Source organism: Caulobacter sp. S45 (assembly GCF_009765965.1).
Taxonomy (GTDB): Bacteria; Pseudomonadota; Alphaproteobacteria; order Caulobacterales; family Caulobacteraceae; genus CAHJWH01.
Window position 1 is genome coordinate 2570562 of sequence record NZ_LMUL01000014.1, and the last position, 17503, is coordinate 2588064.

General features: G+C 68.6%; 15 protein-coding genes and 1 riboswitch. Of the genes, 3 read left to right on the forward strand and 12 right to left on the reverse strand.

Features of this window, described 5'->3' with window-relative positions; all coding sequences use genetic code 11:
• Positions 1–35 precede the first annotated feature (35 nt).
• Positions 36–626, reverse strand: coding sequence for a TetR/AcrR family transcriptional regulator (locus GSQ87_RS18990; protein WP_158917153.1), 591 nt, complete (start codon positions 624–626; stop codon positions 36–38).
• A gap of 77 nt (positions 627–703) precedes the next feature.
• On the opposite strand from GSQ87_RS18990, the gene GSQ87_RS18995 reads away from it, so the two are divergent.
• Positions 704–1474 carry an SDR family oxidoreductase gene (locus tag GSQ87_RS18995; protein ID WP_158917155.1) on the forward strand — a complete coding sequence of 257 codons (771 nt, stop codon included), beginning with the start codon at positions 704–706 and terminating at the stop codon, positions 1472–1474.
• A gap of 98 nt (positions 1475–1572) precedes the next feature.
• Here the strand turns inward: GSQ87_RS18995 and GSQ87_RS19000 are convergent, their stop codons facing one another.
• From GSQ87_RS19000 to hfaA, 11 genes are all read right to left on the reverse strand, one after another.
• A complete protein-coding gene (locus GSQ87_RS19000) occupies positions 1573–2070 on the reverse strand; it encodes a MarR family winged helix-turn-helix transcriptional regulator (RefSeq protein ID WP_158917157.1) in 498 nt (165 codons plus the stop codon).
• A gap of 41 nt (positions 2071–2111) precedes the next feature.
• Positions 2112–2765 carry a maleylacetoacetate isomerase gene (gene maiA / locus GSQ87_RS19005; RefSeq protein WP_158917159.1) on the reverse strand — a complete coding sequence of 218 codons (654 nt, stop codon included), beginning with the start codon at positions 2763–2765 and terminating at the stop codon, positions 2112–2114.
• Positions 2766–2899: 134 nt separating this feature from the next.
• Positions 2900–4513, reverse strand: coding sequence for a bifunctional phosphoribosylaminoimidazolecarboxamide formyltransferase/IMP cyclohydrolase (gene purH, locus GSQ87_RS19010; protein ID WP_158917161.1), 1614 nt, complete (start codon positions 4511–4513; stop codon positions 2900–2902).
• 23 nt (positions 4514–4536) lie between these two features.
• A riboswitch (ZMP/ZTP riboswitch) is annotated at positions 4537–4618 on the reverse strand.
• Positions 4619–4730: 112 nt separating this feature from the next.
• The gene (locus GSQ87_RS19015; RefSeq protein WP_158917163.1) at positions 4731–4916 is read right to left on the reverse strand and encodes a hypothetical protein; all 186 of its coding nucleotides are present in this window, start codon (positions 4914–4916) and stop codon (positions 4731–4733) included.
• Positions 4917–5204: 288 nt separating this feature from the next.
• The gene (locus GSQ87_RS19020) at positions 5205–7061 is read right to left on the reverse strand and encodes a nucleoside-diphosphate sugar epimerase/dehydratase (RefSeq protein ID WP_158917165.1); all 1857 of its coding nucleotides are present in this window, start codon (positions 7059–7061) and stop codon (positions 5205–5207) included.
• On the reverse strand, positions 7058–8839 hold the full coding sequence (locus tag GSQ87_RS19025) for a heparinase II/III family protein (RefSeq protein ID WP_158917167.1): 1782 nt from the start codon (positions 8837–8839) through the stop codon (positions 7058–7060). The genes GSQ87_RS19020 and GSQ87_RS19025 overlap by 4 nt, the downstream gene beginning before the upstream one ends.
• A 3-nt stretch (positions 8840–8842) precedes the next feature.
• The gene (gene rpe, locus GSQ87_RS19030) at positions 8843–9541 is read right to left on the reverse strand and encodes a ribulose-phosphate 3-epimerase (RefSeq protein ID WP_158917920.1); all 699 of its coding nucleotides are present in this window, start codon (positions 9539–9541) and stop codon (positions 8843–8845) included.
• A 79-nt stretch (positions 9542–9620) separates the two neighbouring features.
• Positions 9621–12548 carry a pitrilysin family protein gene (locus GSQ87_RS19035; protein WP_158917169.1) on the reverse strand — a complete coding sequence of 976 codons (2928 nt, stop codon included), beginning with the start codon at positions 12546–12548 and terminating at the stop codon, positions 9621–9623.
• 117 nt (positions 12549–12665) lie between these two features.
• Positions 12666–13919 (reverse strand): holdfast anchor protein HfaD, encoded by a 1254-nt coding sequence (hfaD, locus tag GSQ87_RS19040; protein WP_158917171.1) that lies wholly within the window; start codon positions 13917–13919, stop codon positions 12666–12668.
• Positions 13837–14838 (reverse strand): holdfast anchoring protein HfaB, encoded by a 1002-nt coding sequence (gene hfaB, locus GSQ87_RS19045; RefSeq protein ID WP_174241477.1) that lies wholly within the window; start codon positions 14836–14838, stop codon positions 13837–13839. The genes hfaD and hfaB overlap by 83 nt, the downstream gene beginning before the upstream one ends.
• Positions 14839–14911: 73 nt before the next feature.
• Positions 14912–15376: a holdfast anchoring protein HfaA gene (gene hfaA, locus GSQ87_RS19050; protein WP_158917175.1), complete on the reverse strand. Its 465-nt coding sequence runs from the start codon at positions 15374–15376 to the stop codon at positions 14912–14914.
• A gap of 183 nt (positions 15377–15559) precedes the next feature.
• Here hfaA and GSQ87_RS19055 point away from each other — a divergent pair, with 183 nt between their 5' ends.
• Both GSQ87_RS19055 and GSQ87_RS19060 read left to right on the forward strand, forming a co-directional pair.
• On the forward strand, positions 15560–16285 hold the full coding sequence (locus GSQ87_RS19055) for a rhomboid family intramembrane serine protease (RefSeq protein ID WP_254063093.1): 726 nt from the start codon (positions 15560–15562) through the stop codon (positions 16283–16285).
• A 115-nt stretch (positions 16286–16400) separates the two neighbouring features.
• Positions 16401–16832, forward strand: coding sequence for a CBS domain-containing protein (locus GSQ87_RS19060; protein WP_158917177.1), 432 nt, complete (start codon positions 16401–16403; stop codon positions 16830–16832).
• Positions 16833–17503 lie beyond the last annotated feature (671 nt).

The following is a 17503-nucleotide window of genomic DNA, read 5'->3' on the forward strand; positions in this document are numbered from 1 at the left end:
CGCCAATGCGGCCCTGCGCGCTGTAGGAGCCTAGCTCAGTCCGGCGAGGTTGGGCCGAACGCCGCGATCAGGTGATCGCTGGCGGTCTTGAGAAGCTCGTCGGATAGCGCGCCCGGCCCGACCGCGCGCGCCAGGATCAGGGCGCCGACGAGCGTGCTGTAGGCGGCGACGGCGTGGGCTCGCGCCTTTCCGGGGGCAGGCGTGGCGATCATCCCGCTCACGCCTTCGATAGCCTTGTCGATATAGGCGGCGAATAGCTCCTGCTCGCGCGGGCCGCCGCGGGCCGCGTCGCCGGAAAGGGCGCCGGCCGGGCAGCCGGTTTCGGGACAATCGCGATGCTCTGGACTTAGATAGGCCCTCACCAAGGCCGCGAACGGTCCGTGTTTTCCCTGGGCCATCAGGGTTTTCGTGCGCTCGCGGCTCTGGCGCATGGCCTCCTGCAAAGCCTCGATCACCAGGTCCTCGCGTGAGCCGAAGTGTTTGTAGAAGCCGCCTACCGTCAGGCCGGCGCTCTTCATCAGGTCGGCGACGCCAACCCCCTCCAGCCCCGCCTTGCGGAACCGTTCGGCGGCGATCCGCACGATGCGGTCATGGGTCTGGGTCTTCTCCGCCTGTGAGTGGCCCATCCGTCAGCCTCCGTGCTGCATTGACAATCAGGATTATGATCATAATCTAAATATGCCAATTCGCAATGGAGACCAAGATGCGGTTCACCGACAAGAAGGCGTTCATCACGGGCGGGAGCAGCGGCATCGGCCTGGCGACCGCCAAGCTGCTGATCGCCGAGGGCGCGCGGGTCGCCATCACCGGCCGCGACCAGGCCAAGCTGGACGAAGCCGCCGCCGCCCTCGGTCCCGACCTGGTGACCATCCAGGCGGACGCGGGGGATGTGGCGGCGACCGAAGCGGCGGTCGCGGAGGCGGTGAAGCGTCTCGGCGGCCTAGACATCGTCTTCGCCAACGCGGGGTTCGCCGCACCGACGCCGGTCGGCCAGACCCAGCTCGCGGTGTTCGAGTCTATCCTGCGCACCAATCTCACCGGTGTGTTCTTCACCGTGCAGGCCGCACTTCCGTATCTGAAGGCGGGCGCCTCGGTCATCCTGAACGGCTCGGTCACCGCCACCATCGGCGCGCCGGGCCTGGCCGCCTATTCCGCCACCAAGGGCGGCGTGAACGCGATGGCCAAGGTGATGGTCTCGGAACTGGCTCCGCGCGGAATCCGCGTGAACGTGATCACGCCCGGCGGCACCCGCACGCCGATCTGGGAGGGGACGGGGGGACCCGGAGCGACCTCGGTGGTGGAGGAGCGGTTGAAGCATAGCATTCCGCTGGGCCGGTTCAACACGCCCGAAGAGGTCGCCAAGGCGGTGCTGTTCCTAGCCTCCGACGACGCGTCCAGCATCATGGGGATCGAGCTGACGGTCGACGGCGGCGTCACGGGCGCGCCGTCCGGGGCGCCGATCTATCGCGGCTAGCGTCTCGAATCGGACGCCTTCATCACTGTCCGCCCGCTCGTTCCCAGCCTGGTGGGGGATGAGCGGGTGTGGAGAGGGCTTGGAAACGCCTTGTGCGCCTATTCCGGTGTGAGCGGCGCGCGCACCACGCCGTTATAGGCGGTGACGAACTTGTTCAGCAGGGAAAGGAACTGCAGGCGTTCTTCCTCGGTGAAGGGCGTCATGACCTTTTCCTGCGCGCGCTCGACGGGACCCGCGAGCGCGATGAGCAGCGCCTCGCCCTCAGGGGTCAGCGCCAGCTCCTTGCGCCGCCGATCGTTCTGCGACGCCCGGCGCACGACCAGGCCGCCACGCTCCAGCTTGCCGAGCACCAGGCCAGTGGTGGAGCGATCCAGGCCGATCAGCTTGGCCAGACTGATCTGGTCCAGTCCCGGCCGGGCCCGCAGGATGTACATCAATCCGTATTGGGTGGTGGTGACGCCCGTCGCAGCGGTCTCATCCATGAAGATCGACACGGAAATCTGATGCGCGCGCCGCATGAGAAAACCGGGTCGCTTGTACAGCGTCCCCAGGTCAGTGACATCCAGATCGGGCAGGGCCTCGGTAGGATCGAACATGGGGGGACTATGCTCCGACATCGCCGACCTCGCCACTGCGCTCAACCTGCAGGCGGTTCTGAGTCGGGTTGGTTGTGCGGCATCCCCTGCTCGAACGCCGGCAGGGCGAGGCAGGCGGCGTGGATGCGCCGGATGGTCGGGTAGGGCGCGAGGTCGAGCTTGAAATTGCCTGCGTTGACCACCTGGGGGACCAGGCACAGATCGGCCAGTCCCGGCGCGTCGCCATGACAGAAGCGGCCGGTGTCCGGGCTCCCGGCCAGCAGCTTTTCCAGCGCCTCGAAGCCCTCGGCGATCCAGTGATTGTACCAGGCGACCACCTCCGGTTCCGGCTGGCCGAGCTCACGCCGCAGGCGGTTCAGCACCCGCAGATTGTCGACCGGGTGGATGTCGCATGACACCAGCTGCGCCAAGCCTCGCACCCGCGCGCGGCCGGCCTCGTCCTTGGGCAGCAGCGGCGGTTCGGGGCGGGTGGCGTCCAGGTATTCGATGATGGCCATCGACTGGATCAGCACATGGCCGTCGATCTCCAGCGCCGGCACCAGGCCCTGGGGCTGGAGCTGCATGTAGTCCGCCGCCCGTTGCTCGCCCTTGCGCAGGTGATGGGGGACGAGTTCGAACGCCAGGCCTTTCAGCGCCAATGCCGCACGCACCCGGAACGCCGCCGAGGAGCGGTAATAGCCGTGCAGCCGGATCATGCGGTCTCTCCCCAACGGACGCGCTAAAGTTCCCCAATGTGATCGGACGAAACCCGCTCGGGAGCAAGATCGTCAGACCTCTTTCCTTTGTAAGCGGCCGCCCCGTTCCCTCAGGGCGAGGCGCCGCTCCGCCCCTAGTGCCGGAACACCCGCACCCCTGTGAACGCCATGGCGATCCCCCGCTCGTCGGCGGCGGCGATCACCTCGGCGTCGCGGATCGAGCCGCCGGGCTGGATCACCGCCGTCGCCCCGCCCTCGATCGCCTGGATCAACCCGTCGGCGAAGGGGAAGAAGGCTTCCGACGCACAGGCCGAGCCGTCCGCCAGCGAGCCGGGCAGGCCTGCGGTCTCGGCGGCTTCGCGCGCGCGGATGGCGGCGATGCGGGCGGAGTCCCGGCGGTTCATCTGGCCGGCGCCGATGCCGGCGGTCTGGCCGTTCTTGGCGTAGACGATGGCGTTGGACTTGACGTGCTTGGCCACGGTGAAGGCGAACAGCATGTCGGCCACCTCGGTGTCGGTGGGCTGGCGCTTGGTGACGATCTTCAGGTCGGCGGCGCCGATACGGGCGGTGTCGCGCCCTTGAACCAGGAAGCCGCCGGCCACCGAGCGGAACACCTCGGCCGCCGCCAGCGGATCGGGCAGGCCGCCGGTGGTCAGCAGGCGCAGGTTCTTCTTGGCGGCGAAGATCTCCACCGCCTCGTCGTCGGCCTCGGGGGCGATCACCACCTCGGTGAAGATGTCGACGATGGCGCGGGCCGCCGCCGCATCTAGCCGCCGGTTCAGCGCTACGATGCCGCCGAAGGCCGAGACCGGATCGCACTGCAGCGCCCGGCGATAGGCTTCCTCCAGTGTTGCGCCGACCGCGACGCCGCAGGGGTTGGCATGCTTGATGATGGCCACGGCGGCGGACTGGGCCGGGTCGAACTCCGCCACCAGTTCGAACGCCGCGTCGGTGTCGGCCACGTTGTTGTAGGACAGCGCCTTGCCCTGACGCTGGACTGTGGTCGCCACGCCGGGACGAGAGGTGGAGGTGCGGTAGAAGGCCGCCGCCTGGTGCGGGTTCTCGCCGTAGCGCATCTGCTGCACCCGCTCGCCCGAGATCGACTTGCGGGCGGGGAACATCTCGCCGACCTGGCCGGCGAACCAGGCGCCGATGGCGGCGTCGTAGGCGGCGGTGCGGGCGTAGGCGCGGGCGGCCAGGCTGCGGCGTAGCTCCAGCGAGGTCGCGCCCTCGGCCTTCAGGGCGGCGACCACTTCGGCCATGGCCTCGGGATCGGTGCAGACGGCGACATAGCCGTGGTTCTTGGCGGCGGAGCGGATCATGGCGGGACCGCCGATGTCGATGTTCTCGACCGCCGTATCGAAATTGGCGCCCGAGGCGACGGTGGCCTCGAACGGGTAGAGGTTCACATACAGCAGGTCGATGCCGCCGATGCCGTGTGCCTGCATGGCCTCGGCGTGGGAAGGGGCGTCGCGCACGCCGAGCAGGCCGCCATGGACGATGGGGTGCAGGGTCTTCACCCGTCCGTCCATCATCTCGGGAAAGCCGGTCAGATCCGACACATCCTTCACCGGCAGGCCGGCGGCGGCGATGGCGGCGCGGGTGCCGCCGGTGGAGATCAACTCCACGCCCAGGTCGTGCAGCGCCTTGGCCGCCTCGATCAGGCCGGTCTTGTCGGACACCGAGATCAGGGCGCGCTTGATGGCCACATGGTCGGGCGTGGGCGGATAGTCGGGGGCGGCGGGCAAGGGCGGTCTCCTGGCGGGGAATGGCTTGGAGCCCAGGCGCGCGGCGATCGTCCCCCGCACTCCCCGGTGGTGGACCCACCTCAAGCGCCAGTCATGCGAGGCGGCGGAAAATAAGCAGGGGTCCTGGGCGACGCAAGGAAAAGGCGTGGTCCAAGCAAAAGGCGCCCCGACCTGGGCCGGAGCGCCTTGAATCACCTCGCCTCGGAGAGGCTAGACCTTACCAGTAACGGTAGGCCCGATGATGATGCGCGTCCCAGGGACCCCAGGCGCGGTGATGGTAGTGCTGGCCGTTCCAGAAGTAGTGCGGACCGCGCCAGCCCGGCGGCGGCGGCTGGGCCACGGCGGCGCCGGCGGCGGCGAGGGTGGTGGCGGCAAGAACCGCGGATAGGATCAGCTTTTTCATGGTCGCCTCTTTGACTTCTTTCCCCGACAGCATGGTTAAGCTCGCAGACAACGATGACTTGAGCCGGTCAGTTCCCTCGAATCGGTGTGAGTCGCGCTGCAACCTGGATGGCTATCGCGGATGAAGCCAATACGCGCAACGAATTTCACGCATTTGTTGTATGATTCGGATTCCTTGCGTCTGCACTGTTCAGGCAGGGTTCAGGTGAGATCTTCGCGCACTTTGCTGTATTGATCCGAGATCTTGGGAAGCGCCGCGCCGGGCGTGTCTCTTACCGCGGGTCAATTCTCAGGTCCGCTGGAACGCTGGCTCCAGCGCCTGCAGCTCGGCCAGCACCCGTGTTTCGTCGCGCGCCACGGCGGCGGCGAGCAGGGCGTCGATCGGGCCGGCTAAATCTGACCAGTCCGGCGCCGGATCGTAGGCCGACAGCACGCCGTCGATCTCGGTCGGGCGGACAGTCTCGGCGTCGTAGAAGATCTCCTCGAACAGCTTCTCGCCGGGGCGCAGACCCGTATAGACGATCTCGATGTCATCGCCGGGCTGCAGGCCGTGGAGCTGGATCATCTGGCGGGCGAGATGGTCGATCTTCACCGGCTCGCCCATGTCCAGGACATAGACGCTTCCCGCATCGCCGGGTTGAGGCAGGGAGGCGGCCTGGAGCACCAGGCTCGAGGCCTCCTGCACGGTCATGAAGAAGCGCTCCATGTCCGGATGGGTGACGGTGATCGGCCCCCCCCGCGCGATCTGACGCTCGAACAGCGGCGCCACCGAGCCGGTCGAACCCAGGACGTTTCCGAAGCGCACCACCGCCGTGCGGACAGAGCCGCCGCACGTGGCCGCTTGTACGGCGCGTTCGGCCACGCGCTTGGTGGCGCCCATCACGTTGGTCGGGTTCACCGCCTTGTCGGTGGAGATGAACACCATGGCCTCGCAGTGGTCGCGCGCCAGGCGGGCCACGTTCAAGGCTCCCCCCAGGTTGGTCAGCACCGCCTCGGCGGGGTTCAGCTCCATCAGCGGCACGTGCTTCAAGGCGGCGGCGTGGAGCACCACGTCCGGCCGCTCGCGCGCGAACAGCTCCTCCAGGCGCTTCACGTCGCGCACGTCGCCGAGTTCGACGCTCCAGATGGCGGGATAGCCTTCCTCCCGCAGCGCCTGGTCGATGGCGTAGAGATTGAACTCCGACGCATCGAGCAGGATCATCCGCTCCGGTTCGAGCTTCAGCGCCTGGCGGGTCAGCTCCGAACCAATGGTGCCGCCAGCGCCCGTAACCAGCACCCGCTTGCCCGCGATCAGGTTGCGGACCCGTTCGGGATCGAGGTTGCGGGGCGGACGGTCGAGTAGGTCGACCGCGTCCACGGCGACCACGCCTCCGCCGCTGCGCTCGCCGCGCACGCGCACGACGCGGGCTCCGGCCTCACCGGCGGCCGAGACCACCGCCTCCATCAGTTCGCGACCGGGACGAGGTTCGGTGAGCACCAGCTGGGGTTCGCGATCCTCGGCCGCACCGACGGCCTTCAGGATCGACGTCAGGCGGCGCAGGTCGCCGAGCACCTCGACCCCATGGATGGTGCGTCCGAACGGCGCCCCGTCCAGCGTCACCAGGCCCGCGATCCGCTGGGCGGCGTTGCGACGCCGGCTCTTCAGATAGGCCGACAGGGCCTTGGCCGAACCGACCGCCACCGCGGGGGGACGCGAACGGTCCTGGAAGCGAAACGGCGCGCCGATGTCGCCATGCGCCAGGGCGTGGGCCAGCACCCGCCCGAAGGCCAGGGCCGCCGTCAGCACCGGAGCCACAACCAGGGGCGTGGAGCGGGGAAAGTCCTGCGCCCGATCCACCGCGAACAGGATCGGCAGCAGGATCAGGTTGGCCACGATCACCGCCTGGGCCAGCTTGACCACCTCGTTCAGGGCGGTGAAGCGCCACATCGTGCGGTGCTGGCGAAAGGCCAGGAACACCACCGCGCAGACGGCGGTGAACCAGGCGGTGGTGTGGCTAAGCAGATGGTCGGGCAGCGGCTTACCCTCGACGTGATAGCGCACCGCCAGGACGCCGGACATCACCGCCGCCGCCCAGAGCAGGTCGTGCGTCAGCACCAGCCAAGGCGTCAGGCGCGCGGCGTTTTCCCGCGAAGTCGGTCGGCTCACGCCAGCATCTCCGGCATCGGATCGAGAGCGGCTTCGGCCCTGGCGGCCTTGGCCTTCGGCAGCGGCGGGTCGATGGGGGTCAATTTCCAGCGCATCCGCGCGGGACCGTCCAGCGGGATGTCGGATTGCAGGGCCACCTGCTGGGTGCGCCGGGGTTGGCCGTCGATAAAGCAGACGGAGGCTTCAAGCGAGACCTGGGCGGCGTCGTTGCGGAACCACCAGCCTCGGTCGGACGGCCCGCGCAGGATCACGCTGCGTCCGTCGCGCGCCACCGACGCTTGAACGCCCGGGAAAAGGTGGAAATGCACCGTGAAGGTCGCCGCCTTGGGCCGGGCGCCTTCTGAAATGGGGGTGAAGACGTCTTCGCCGCGCAGCTCGTCGCCGGTGCGATCGACGAACAGCCGCCTCGCATGGGTCAGGCCGAACGGCCTGTGCCAGCCGTCGTGGGACATCTCCAGCCAGACGCCGGCCTCGTTCTCCTCGCGATGCGACTGGACCGTCTGCGCCCCGTAGATCAGGCGTGGCCCGAGCGCGCGGGCGAGGAAGCCCGTCAGCGGCCACCCGGCCGAGCCGCGCCCCACCGCGGCGGTGTTGGCGGCCGCGCTCAGCCGCATGGCCTGCGGGCCCGCCGCATCGGGGCTCCAGCCGCCGTTGGCGAACAGACGGTCGGTTCCGGCCAGGATCTCCAGCGCTAGAGGCTGGCCGCAAGCGGTCAGGCTCCAAGGTCCCTCCGCCGGCGGACCGGCGTCCACCATCACCTGCAGGTTGGGGCCGGACAGGCGGTGATACCCGCTGTGGGGGGCGTGGACGGGGGGAGGAGCGTCGGAGCCCTCCTCGCTCATGACCGCCCGCACCCGCTCGGGCGCGACCGCCTCTCCGCCATGGAAGCTGGCGAGCCGTCCATCGGCCAGGGTGTGGAAGCGCGCGGCGGCGCTCAGCCGGTCCATGGCGTTGACCATGGCCAGAGGCGCCTCGCGACCGCGCTGGAGCAGGAGATCGTCGAGGGAGAGCAGGTCCAACAGCAGTTCCAAGCCGGCCTGGGGCGAACGGGTCCGGTGGCCGCCGTCCCCCAGCACCGCCTGCTGCAGGTCGCTGGAGAGCCGCTTCAGGCTCTGGGCCAGTAGCCGCTCGGCCGGGGCGCTGTTCAGGGCGGAGGCCGTCAGCGCCGCCGCCGCCGCCCGCTCGGCCGCGCGCGTGGGCGCTGCGCCCAGGCTCAACAGGTAATCGGCCTGATGCAGCAGGGCGGTGAACAGTTCCATCGCCTCCACGTCGGAAGCGACCGCGCTCAGCCGCCGCGCCGCGCAGGCCAGGTTGAACACCCGCCGCTCGAGCACGGCCGGCCCCCAGGCGAAGGCGTCCGGCTTTCCGAAAGCGCGCCGCCATTCCAGGAACAGGCGTAGCCCTTCCTTCGCGCCGGTCGCGCCGCAGGCGACGAGGTCCGGCAGGAAGGCGAAGCGGTGCAGCTCCACGGCGAAGCGGCGGGTCGGGCTGACCCGGTCCCAGGGATCGCCGCCGGGGCCGACGTCCAACTCCGCCCCCGCCAGCAGGAAGCGGCCGGCGATCAGGGCGCGGCCGACCTCGGGATTGGTGGGGCGGAAGTCGCGGGGCGTGGCGATCAGTTTCAGATTGCGCGAGCGGGCGGGACGCCGACGCCCGACGCCCAGGCCCCGCCATTCATCGGCCAGCCTTTGGCGAATCGTTTCGGCCGCCGCCGCCAGCGCCAGCGGCAAGGGCGCAGACGGGGCGCCGCCCTGGCCTTGGAGAGGGCGCGGCGTCATGGGTCAGGACGCCGGCGCCGGGCCTGCGGCGGCGCCATGGAGGCGGGCGTCCTTCAGCGCTTCGATGTTGCGGGCGTAGGCTTCAGGACCGCCTTTGAACACGGCGGTGCCCGCGACCAGCGCGGTCGCGCCCGCATCCACGCAGCGACGCGCGTTGTCGGCGGTCACGCCGCCGTCGACCTCGACGATGATGTCCAGCCCCGCCCGCTCCACCATGGTGCGCAACCGCTCGACCTTGGCGAGCTGGGAGCCCATGAAGCTCTGGCCGCCGAAGCCGGGGTTCACCGACATGACCAGCAGCAGGTCGATGTCCTCCAGCATGAATTCCACCGTCTCCACCGGCGTCGATGGGTTGAACACCACGCCCGCCTTGGCGCCCAGCTCGCGGATGCGCTTCAGCGAGCGGTTCAGGTGCGGGCCGGATTCGGGGTGGATGCTGATCAGATCAGCGCCGGCGGCGCGAAACGCTTCCAAGTGGGGATCGGCGGGCGCGATCATCAGGTGGACGTCGAACGGGATAGAAACCAGCGGTCGCAGCGCCTTGATCACCGGCGGCCCGATGGTGATGTTCGGTACGAAGCTCCCGTCCATCACGTCCACATGCAGCCAGTCGGCGCCGGCGGCTTCGATGGCGCGCGCCTCCTCGCCCAGCCGGGCGAAATCCGCCGACAGGATCGAGGGCGCGATGATCGGACGGGACATCGGGCGGGACGGGGCGGTCATCGATCAAGGACTAGAGCCGCCGCCCGGATGAGGCAAGGCGGTCAAGCGTCCTTCGGGCTCATGGCTTTGCAGTTGAGGGCTTCGCAGTTGAGGGCGTCGCCGGTGAAGCCGCCTCGGTCGCCGCGCTGGAATCCGCGGGCTTGACCTCGAACCGCCACGCCTTGTCGTCGATCAGGTAGGCGCGTGCGGCGGCGTTGACGTCGTCCACGGTCATCTTGCGATAGCCGGGGATCGAGCTGCGGATGAGCTCGAGCCGCCGGGGGTCCGTCTGGGCCTTGTGCAGCATGGCCAGCCAGTAGCCGTTGGTCTGCTGGCCCTTCTCGATGGCTTCGATCCGGGGACGCGTCGCCCGCGCCAGTTCGTCGTCGGTGATGCCCTTGGCGCGCAGGCTTTCGGAGATCTGCTGCACGTCGGTGTAGAAGCCCGCGACCTTGGTCGGCGGGATTTCGACGCTGGCGTAGATCGCGCCGTAGTCGGGGAAGGTGTCCGATTCGCTGGCGCCGGCGCTGGGCGAATAGGTGGCGCCCTGCTCGACCCGGATCTTGTCGGTCAGCCGCAGTTCCAGCACCTGACCGACCATGTTGATCCGCCGCGACCGCTGGGTGTCCGACAACAGGTCCGGCGTGGGCCACGCGATGTAGGCCTCGGCTTGGTCGGCGCGTCCGTGGTGCAGGCGCAGCACCGGATCGGGCGTCGGCGCAGGGAAGCGTATCCGCGCCTGATCCGAGGCGACGGGGGTCGCCGCGCGCGGCGGCAGGGCGCCGAAGGTGGCGGCGGTCTGCTGGATCGCCTGGTCCACCGTCACGTCGCCGGTCAGCACCACCTCGATCTCGCCCTGCTCCAAGGCCGGCTGCAGCAGGGCCTTGAGTTGGTCGAGCCGGGTGTCGGGAAGCTGCTCCAGCGTCGGCCACGCCCAACGGGGATCGCCGGAATGCTCCAGCGCCGGCAGTTCCAGCGCCTCTACGCCTTGGGGCGTGGAAGGAACCTGTCGCAGGGCCACCGCGATCATGTTGCGCGCGCGATCGAACGCCTCGGGCCGCCAGCCGGGATGGGTCATATAGGCGGCCAGCACCTGGAGCTGTAGGTCCAGGTCCTTGGGCCGGGTCGCGCCGTTCAGCAGGAAGGCGTCGTCCTGCACGCCGAAGCCGACCGAGTAGGTCTTGTCGGCCAGGACCTGTTGCAGGTCTTCGGAGGACAGGTCCGATAGGCCCCCGGCGATGAAGGCGGAGTCGGCCCAGGACAGGCTCAGCCTATCCAGCGGCTCGGCCAGCCGCCCATGTCCGAAATAGACCGCCGCCAGCACCTGGTCCTTGGTGAAGGCGGTGGGCTTCACCGTCAGGCGCACGCCGTTGGCGAACCGCACGAAGGTCACGCCCAGATCGGTCGCCTCGCGCCGCTCAACCACCTTGCCGGCGGGCCCGAAGTCGGTGTGGGTCCAGCGCTTGGCGGCGAGCGCCTCCGGAAGTTCGACCGGGTGCGTCTCCGTTGCATGGAAGGCTAGGGCCAAGGCGCCTTCGCCGCCGTCCGGCGCATCGGGCGTGACCATGGAGACCAGCGGGCCGGAGCCCGTGAACACGTCGTGCAGGGCGGCGTTGAGATCGGCCGGCGTCAGGCCCTGGGTGAAGCGCTGGAACAGCGACAGGTCCTCGGCGGGCGAGGTCTCGACCTCCTGTTCGTCGACCACCCGCGTCAACTCGTTGGCCAGGGCCGGGGTGAGGCGGGTGGAGGCGCCGGCGGCGGCGTTGCGGAAGGCGACGCCGGCTTCGGTGATTTCCCGCTCCAGTTCGGCCTTCGAGAAGCCGTACTGCAGGGCCTGGCGCTGGACCTGCACCGCCGCGTCCATCGCCTGGCGCCAGTCCTTCGAACGGAACGTCACGTTGAGGCGGGTCACGTGGGCGGAGCGCTCGAAATTCCCCAACCCGGCCCCCGCGCTCAGGAACGGCGGGCTCGGGGCGTGGGCGATGCGGGCGTAGCGGCGGTTCAGCGCGGCGAAGGCCAGGCTGCGGATCAGGTCGCGCCGCTGCTTGGCCTCGCTGTCGGGCGTGGTGTCGAAGGGCTGGACCCAGTCCACGGTGATCGAAGGCTCGGCGCCGTTGCGGACCACCAGCTGGGCGGTCGTCCCGCGCGAAACAGGTGCGCCCAGATCGGGTGCGGGGACTTCGGGACCGACCGGCTTCCAGTCCGAGAAGCGGGCCTCGATCTCGCGCTTCATGGCGGCGGGATCGATATCGCCGGCGATGATCAGGGTGGCGCGGTCGGGACGATAGTTGGCGCGGTAGAACTCCCGGATCAGGCTGACCGGAGCGGTCTGGACGATCTTCACCTTGCCGATCGGCAGGCGGTCGGCGGCCAGCTGGCCCTTGAGTAGGAAGCCGAGCCGCGCCTTCATCGTCTCATAGTCGGGGGTGTCGCGCAGTCGTTCCTCCGACAGCACCACGCCGCGTTCGGGCTCCAGCGCGTCGGGCTTCAGCAGCAGCTCGCCGCCGATCTCGCGCAGCAGCAGCAGGCCCTGGCCGACCGTGGCCTGGTCGTTGTGGGGCAGGTCGAACTGGTAGACGGTCTCGGTGTCGCCGGTCGAGGCGTTGGTGTCGGCGCCGAAGGCCAGGCCCAGGCGCTGCAGGATTTTGACCATCGAGTCGGGGCCGGGCGCATGCGGCGTGCCCTTGAAGGCCATGTGCTCCAGCACGTGGGCGAGGCCCTGCTGGTCGTCGCGTTCCTCCAGCGAGCCGGAGCCGATGCGCAGGCGCAGCGACACCTGGCCCTTGGGCGTCTCGTTGTGCTGGATGGCGTAGCGCATCCCGTTGGGCAGGATGCCGAACACGATCGATGGATCGGCCGGCAGGTCGCTGTAGCTCTGTGGCCAGACATGATCGCGCCGGTCGAAGGATGGGACCGTCGGCTGGGCGAGCGCCGGGGCGGCGAAGGTGAGCCCGGTGAAGCCCAGGGTCGCGCTCGCGATCAGCGCCAGTCGGAAGGAACGGCTCATCGAAATCCTAGGCGGCGGGGTACGCGCGGAAGTGGCGCCCGACGTCTTGGGTCACTGTGGATTCAGGCCTTTTTACGTGCGGACGATGGGGTTGCGGCGTCTGGCCTCGCTCTGCGCCTAGTTGCTGCCGCCCACCACGTCGAAGGTCGCCGTGTTGCCGATGGCGCTGGAGGAGCTCGACACCGAGTTGACGCCGAAGGTGCTGGTGGTGGCGGTGGTGTGCACCGATCCGGAGTTCACCTGCCTGTTCTTGATCGCCAGCGTACCGTTGCAGGTCGCGCAGGCGTAGGCCGACACTGCGTTGCCGACGCCGGTCGCGCTCACCGACGCCGCGCTTCCGGCCCCGCCGCCGGCGCTGCTGAGCAGGCTGGCGTTGATGGTGATGGCGCCCTCGTTGGTCTGGTCGTTGGCCACGCCGGTGTAGGAGCCCGCGTTGGAGACCAGCACCGAGTTGCCCACGCCGTAGGCGGCGCTGGCCGCCGTCCCGGACCAGGCGCCGATCGTGCCGTTGGCGGTGGCTGTGACCGCGCCGGCGTTGTCCTGGGTCGCGCCCACCGACGTGCCATAACTGTCGGAGACGATATTGGCGTTGTTGCCCGTCGCCGTGGCCGCGGTGGTGAAGTTGCCGGCGTTGTTCTGGGTGGCGAACACCGCGGCGTCGGTGGAGGCGCCGGTCTGGCTCTGGGAGATGCTCAGCGTCACCGGCGAGTTGGTGGTGGAGGCCTCCACGTCGTTGCCGACCGAGGTGGCGGTGTAGGTCGCCGTGCCCGATCCGTTGGCCGCCACATCGGTCTCGCTGTGGGTGACGCCGGTGTTGGACTGGGTGGAGGTCGCGTTCAGCGATCCGTCCGAGACGGTCCAGGCCTGGGTGTTGCCGACCGCGGTGCTGGAAGCCGAGCTGATGTCGGCGTAGCCGCCGAGGTTGGCGAAGGTGGTCGCGCTGGTCCCGGGACCGTTGTCGACCTGTTCGGTGTTCCCCGTCGCCGCCGCGCCTGTGGTGCCGGACGTGGCGTTGTTGCCGGTCGCCGAGGTGGCGGTGACGAAGGTCGGGCCCGCGTCGCCGTTCACCGACGGATTGCTCTGGGCCGCTGTGGTCCCGCTCATCTGCTGGTTCGACTCGAAGTCGACGGCGCCGCCCTGGCCGACGGCCGTGGCGCTGTTGCCGACCGCGGTGGCCGCCAGCGTGGCGCCGTTGGAGGCGCTCTGCACATCGAGGGTCTGCCCGGCGATCACGTCGCCGAGCTGGATCTGGGTGTTGAGCGCCTGGCTGCCCGTGGAGGCGGTCTGGCTAGTAGCGGCCCCGCAGAGCGACAGGGACGCCAAGATCGCGATGGGCGTCCCAGCGATTAGGCTCTTCGCGCGTCTGCCCATTGTTCTGATCCAGGTTGTTGTAGGCGGGATAGAAGCCGCCGGTGAGGCCGGTCGTGGTGGGCGGACCCACCGGGTCGGCGCCGTTCGCCAGGCAGGCCTGGGGGCCTGGCGCGCCATAGAGGTTGGCCATCATCTCCAGCACGGAGCGTTCGACCATCGAGCGGACGGCGAGCTGGATCGGCTCCAGGCCGCCTTCGCCGGCCGAGACGTCGATGACGTTGCTGCCGAAGAAGCTGAACAGCCCGAGGCCCACCTGCCGGCCGACGATCTGCTTCTGGTAGGAGACCACGTCGACCACTTCCATGGTCTTGGTCTCGACCAGGCGCAGGTCGATGCCGACGTTCATGACGTAGAGCTGGCCGGTGGCGACGCCGGTGCCCTTGGTGGCGTCCTGCTTGCCGCCCTGGGCGTCCAGGCCCGAGGAGCGGATGTTGTAGTTCAGCTCGGTGATGCCGCCGACCAGGTAGAAGTCGGAGCCCGGCACCTGTCCGGCCATGATCTTGCGATAGGGCTGGGGCCCGTCCGGACCCGCCGTGTTCGGCCCCTCGGGCGTGTCGGAGATCAGCTTGTTGTTGGCGTATTTGAGTTCGAGCTCCGACACGCTGGTGTCGTAGCGCTCGACCAGCGGCGCGCCGGCCTTGGCCAGGGCCGAGATCGCCATCAGCGAGGCGCCCTGCGTGATCTCGCGTCCGCCGTTGTCCTCGGCCTTGCCGGTGTAGTCGGCGATCCGGCCGACCGCGATCCGCGGCGCACGCACGCCATAGTGCTGGGCGTATTGCGACAGGCACACCAGGGCGGCGGAGTACGGGGTCGGGTTGGCGGTCACCGGCGCGTCCCCGATGGGACTGGCGTAGTTGCCGTTGCGACCGGCGACCGGGGACACGCACCCAGACAGGACCACAGCGGCGACGCTCGCCATGGCGACGAGCCTGGACCGCCGCCCGAAGGCGCCGACGCCGGAGGTCCTGGCCTCCGGGGTCTTGGCGATGATGCTATTGGCCGCCATCGAGGTTCACCTTCCCGTTCAGGGTCGTCGTCGCGGATATCGAGCCGGTATTGGTCTGGTTGGAGTTGACCACGACGGTGTTGTAGTTGCCCGAGACGTTGACGCTCAGGTTGTTGCCGATCGCAGTGGCGCTACCGAGCGCCCCGGCCCCGGAAAAGGTGTCGCTGGCCCCGCCGACCATGACGTGGCTGAACACGCTGTTGTCCGAACCCGCCTGGATCACGCCGTCGGTGATCACCAGGTTGCCGTTGGCGTCGCGGGTATTGACGTTGACCGGCTGTTCGAAGCCGCTGAGGCCTGTTCCGCCGTAGCCCGCCTTGAAGGCCGACAGGGTGCTCGACGCACTCTGCGCCTGGACCGCGCTGGCCGCGACCAGCACCGCCACGCCCGCTAGGCCGGCGAGGCTCGCGATCCGGCAGGCGCGGCGGGCGACGGCTCTATGTCTATGCATCGCGGCTCGCTCCGAAACTCTACTCGAAGGCGAGCCGGCATGGCGCCGACCCGAGCTCCGAATCGGAGGGGCGAATCACGCCGAAGCGCGCGCCGACCTTCCGGATTGTGCGGAAACAAAACAGACCAATGTAAATAATGGGTAAGCTTGACGACCTATTGTCGTGATCGTGAGGCGAGGGGGTTGCGCAAAATCGGACCCGCGCCGCATCTGCGGGTTCATTCGCCCTGGAGGCCGAGACTGTCCCCGACCCAATACGACGCTCCTCCGCGGCGTGAGCCGTTCCTGAACGCGCCCTGGCCGCTGCTGGCGATCGTTGCGGCGATCCTGGGCGGCTACGCCCTGCAGAGCTTCAGCGGAAATTCCGAAGCTGCGGTGCGGCTTCTGGGCTTTTCGCCTGCGGACCTGCGTGTGGGACGCTGGAGCGGACTTGTCACCGCGCTGTTCGTGCACGGCGGTTGGGCGCATGCGGGGCTCAACGCGGTCGGCGCACTGGCCTTCGGCGCGCCCGTGGTGCGGCTGTTCGGCCCCAGCGCGCGCGGCGTGGTCGGCTTCTTCGTCTTCTATCTCTTATGCGGGGTGCTCGGCAGCCTCGGCTTCGCCCTGGTGACGTGGGGATCGCCGGACGTGCTGGTGGGGGCGTCGGGCGCGATCTCTGGGCTGATGGGCGCCGCCTCGCGACTGGTGGACCGTCGGCCGGGACTGGCGCCCTTCCTCAGCCGCACCGTGATCAGCATGGGGTTGGGCTGGGTCGTCGTGAATCTGCTGATCGCCTTCACCGGTCTGGATGTGGGGCAGGGGAGCCAGCCGGTGGCGTGGGAGGCGCACCTGTTCGGCTATGCTGCGGGTCTGCTGCTGATCGGATCGATCGCGCGCGCCGCCGGGGCCTTGTCCGGCTGGCGTCGATGAAACCCCTATCGCACCCGAGGTGTTGATTCGGGTGCAAGGTTGCCGGCGCCCCCGGTTTGCGAGACCCTCCTTGTCAACGCGCGCCAGCCAACGTGCGCGCACGGAGAGAGACGCCATGCTGATCACCGAAATCCTCAAGGCCAAGGGCGATCTGGTCTTCACGATCGCGCCCGACGAGAAGGTCTCCGATGCGGTCGCGCTCCTGCATCAGCGTCGGGTCGGCGCCCTGGTGGTGCTGGACGCCCACGACAAGGTGGTGGGCATCTTCTCCGAGCGCGACGTGGTGCGCACCGTGGCCGCCGACGGCGCGGCCGCCCTGTCCCATTCGGTCGAAGCGGTGATGACCCGCGACGTCATCTTCGCGGAGCAGACCGAAACGGTGGACTCCCTGCTTAGCCGCATGACCGACCGGCGCATCCGTCACCTGCCGGTCTGCGAAGGCGAGCGGCTGATCGGCCTGATCTCCATCGGCGACCTGGTGAAATCCAAGATCGCCGAGAGCGTCGCCGAGGCCCAGAGCCTGAAGCAATACATCTCCGCGGGCTGATCGCAGACTCGATGCGAATGACGCTTGCGTGACGGCGGGCGTGGACCTATAAGCCGCCCTCCGCTGAACGGCGGGCCCAAAAGGCCTGACGAACTCACTATTGGCTCTTGCTTTCGGGCGGAGTTTTGGTTAGGTTCCGCGCTTCCAATCGAATCGCTTCGGACCTGGGAGGGTAGCCCCTCGGCGGCCCTGGGCGGTTCTTTGTCGCCATTTTCCTGGTTTGGAGGTGGCGCGACGCCTTTTCGGAGGTGGTTGACTTCGGGATCGTCGGTCTGTAGATCGCCGCTCCCCGCCGAGTTGGGCGGAAAATAACGGGCCGGATTTCGAATAGAGATTTGGTTGACAGGGTGGTGATGCAAAGTAAAAGCGCCGCTCTCCTGCTGGTTCGGCAAGTAAAGGCGGGCATCAATTCCTGAAAAGGATTTGATTGACAGCAAAAGTTGAGGCGCTTATTTATCGCCTTCGTCGGCCGGACGTAAAATGGCCAACTGGTTCTGAAAAGAACTTGTTGACACGGAATTCGGAGCTGCTAAATAGCTGCTCTCGCCGTCGCCGGGCGTTAAACGGCGGGCCGGTTAGCTGGTTGGGTCTTTGACATTGTTGAATGGAAAGAGAAACGCAGGCGGCGGCGTTCTGGCGATAAGCTTCGAGCTTATCAAAAATGGACGCTG

Excerpts from the sequence above, each read along its gene's own strand:
- GSQ87_RS18990 (WP_158917153.1), bottom strand. The coding sequence starts at position 626 with ATGGGCCACTCACAGGCGGAGAAGACCCAGACCCATGACCGCATCGTG.
- GSQ87_RS18995 (WP_158917155.1), top strand. The coding sequence starts at position 704 with ATGCGGTTCACCGACAAGAAGGCGTTCATCACGGGCGGGAGCAGCGGC.
- GSQ87_RS19000 (WP_158917157.1), bottom strand. The coding sequence starts at position 2,070 with ATGTTCGATCCTACCGAGGCCCTGCCCGATCTGGATGTCACTGACCTG.
- maiA (WP_158917159.1), bottom strand. The coding sequence starts at position 2,765 with ATGATCCGGCTGCACGGCTATTACCGCTCCTCGGCGGCGTTCCGGGTG.
- GSQ87_RS19015 (WP_158917163.1), bottom strand. The coding sequence starts at position 4,916 with ATGAAAAAGCTGATCCTATCCGCGGTTCTTGCCGCCACCACCCTCGCC.
- GSQ87_RS19025 (WP_158917167.1), bottom strand. The coding sequence starts at position 8,839 with ATGACGCCGCGCCCTCTCCAAGGCCAGGGCGGCGCCCCGTCTGCGCCC.
- rpe (WP_158917920.1), bottom strand. The coding sequence starts at position 9,541 with ATGTCCCGTCCGATCATCGCGCCCTCGATCCTGTCGGCGGATTTCGCC.
- GSQ87_RS19035 (WP_158917169.1), bottom strand. The coding sequence starts at position 12,548 with ATGAGCCGTTCCTTCCGACTGGCGCTGATCGCGAGCGCGACCCTGGGC.
- hfaD (WP_158917171.1), bottom strand. The coding sequence starts at position 13,919 with ATGGGCAGACGCGCGAAGAGCCTAATCGCTGGGACGCCCATCGCGATC.
- hfaB (WP_174241477.1), bottom strand. The coding sequence starts at position 14,838 with ATGGCGAGCGTCGCCGCTGTGGTCCTGTCTGGGTGCGTGTCCCCGGTC.
- hfaA (WP_158917175.1), bottom strand. The coding sequence starts at position 15,376 with ATGCATAGACATAGAGCCGTCGCCCGCCGCGCCTGCCGGATCGCGAGC.
- GSQ87_RS19060 (WP_158917177.1), top strand. The coding sequence starts at position 16,401 with ATGCTGATCACCGAAATCCTCAAGGCCAAGGGCGATCTGGTCTTCACG.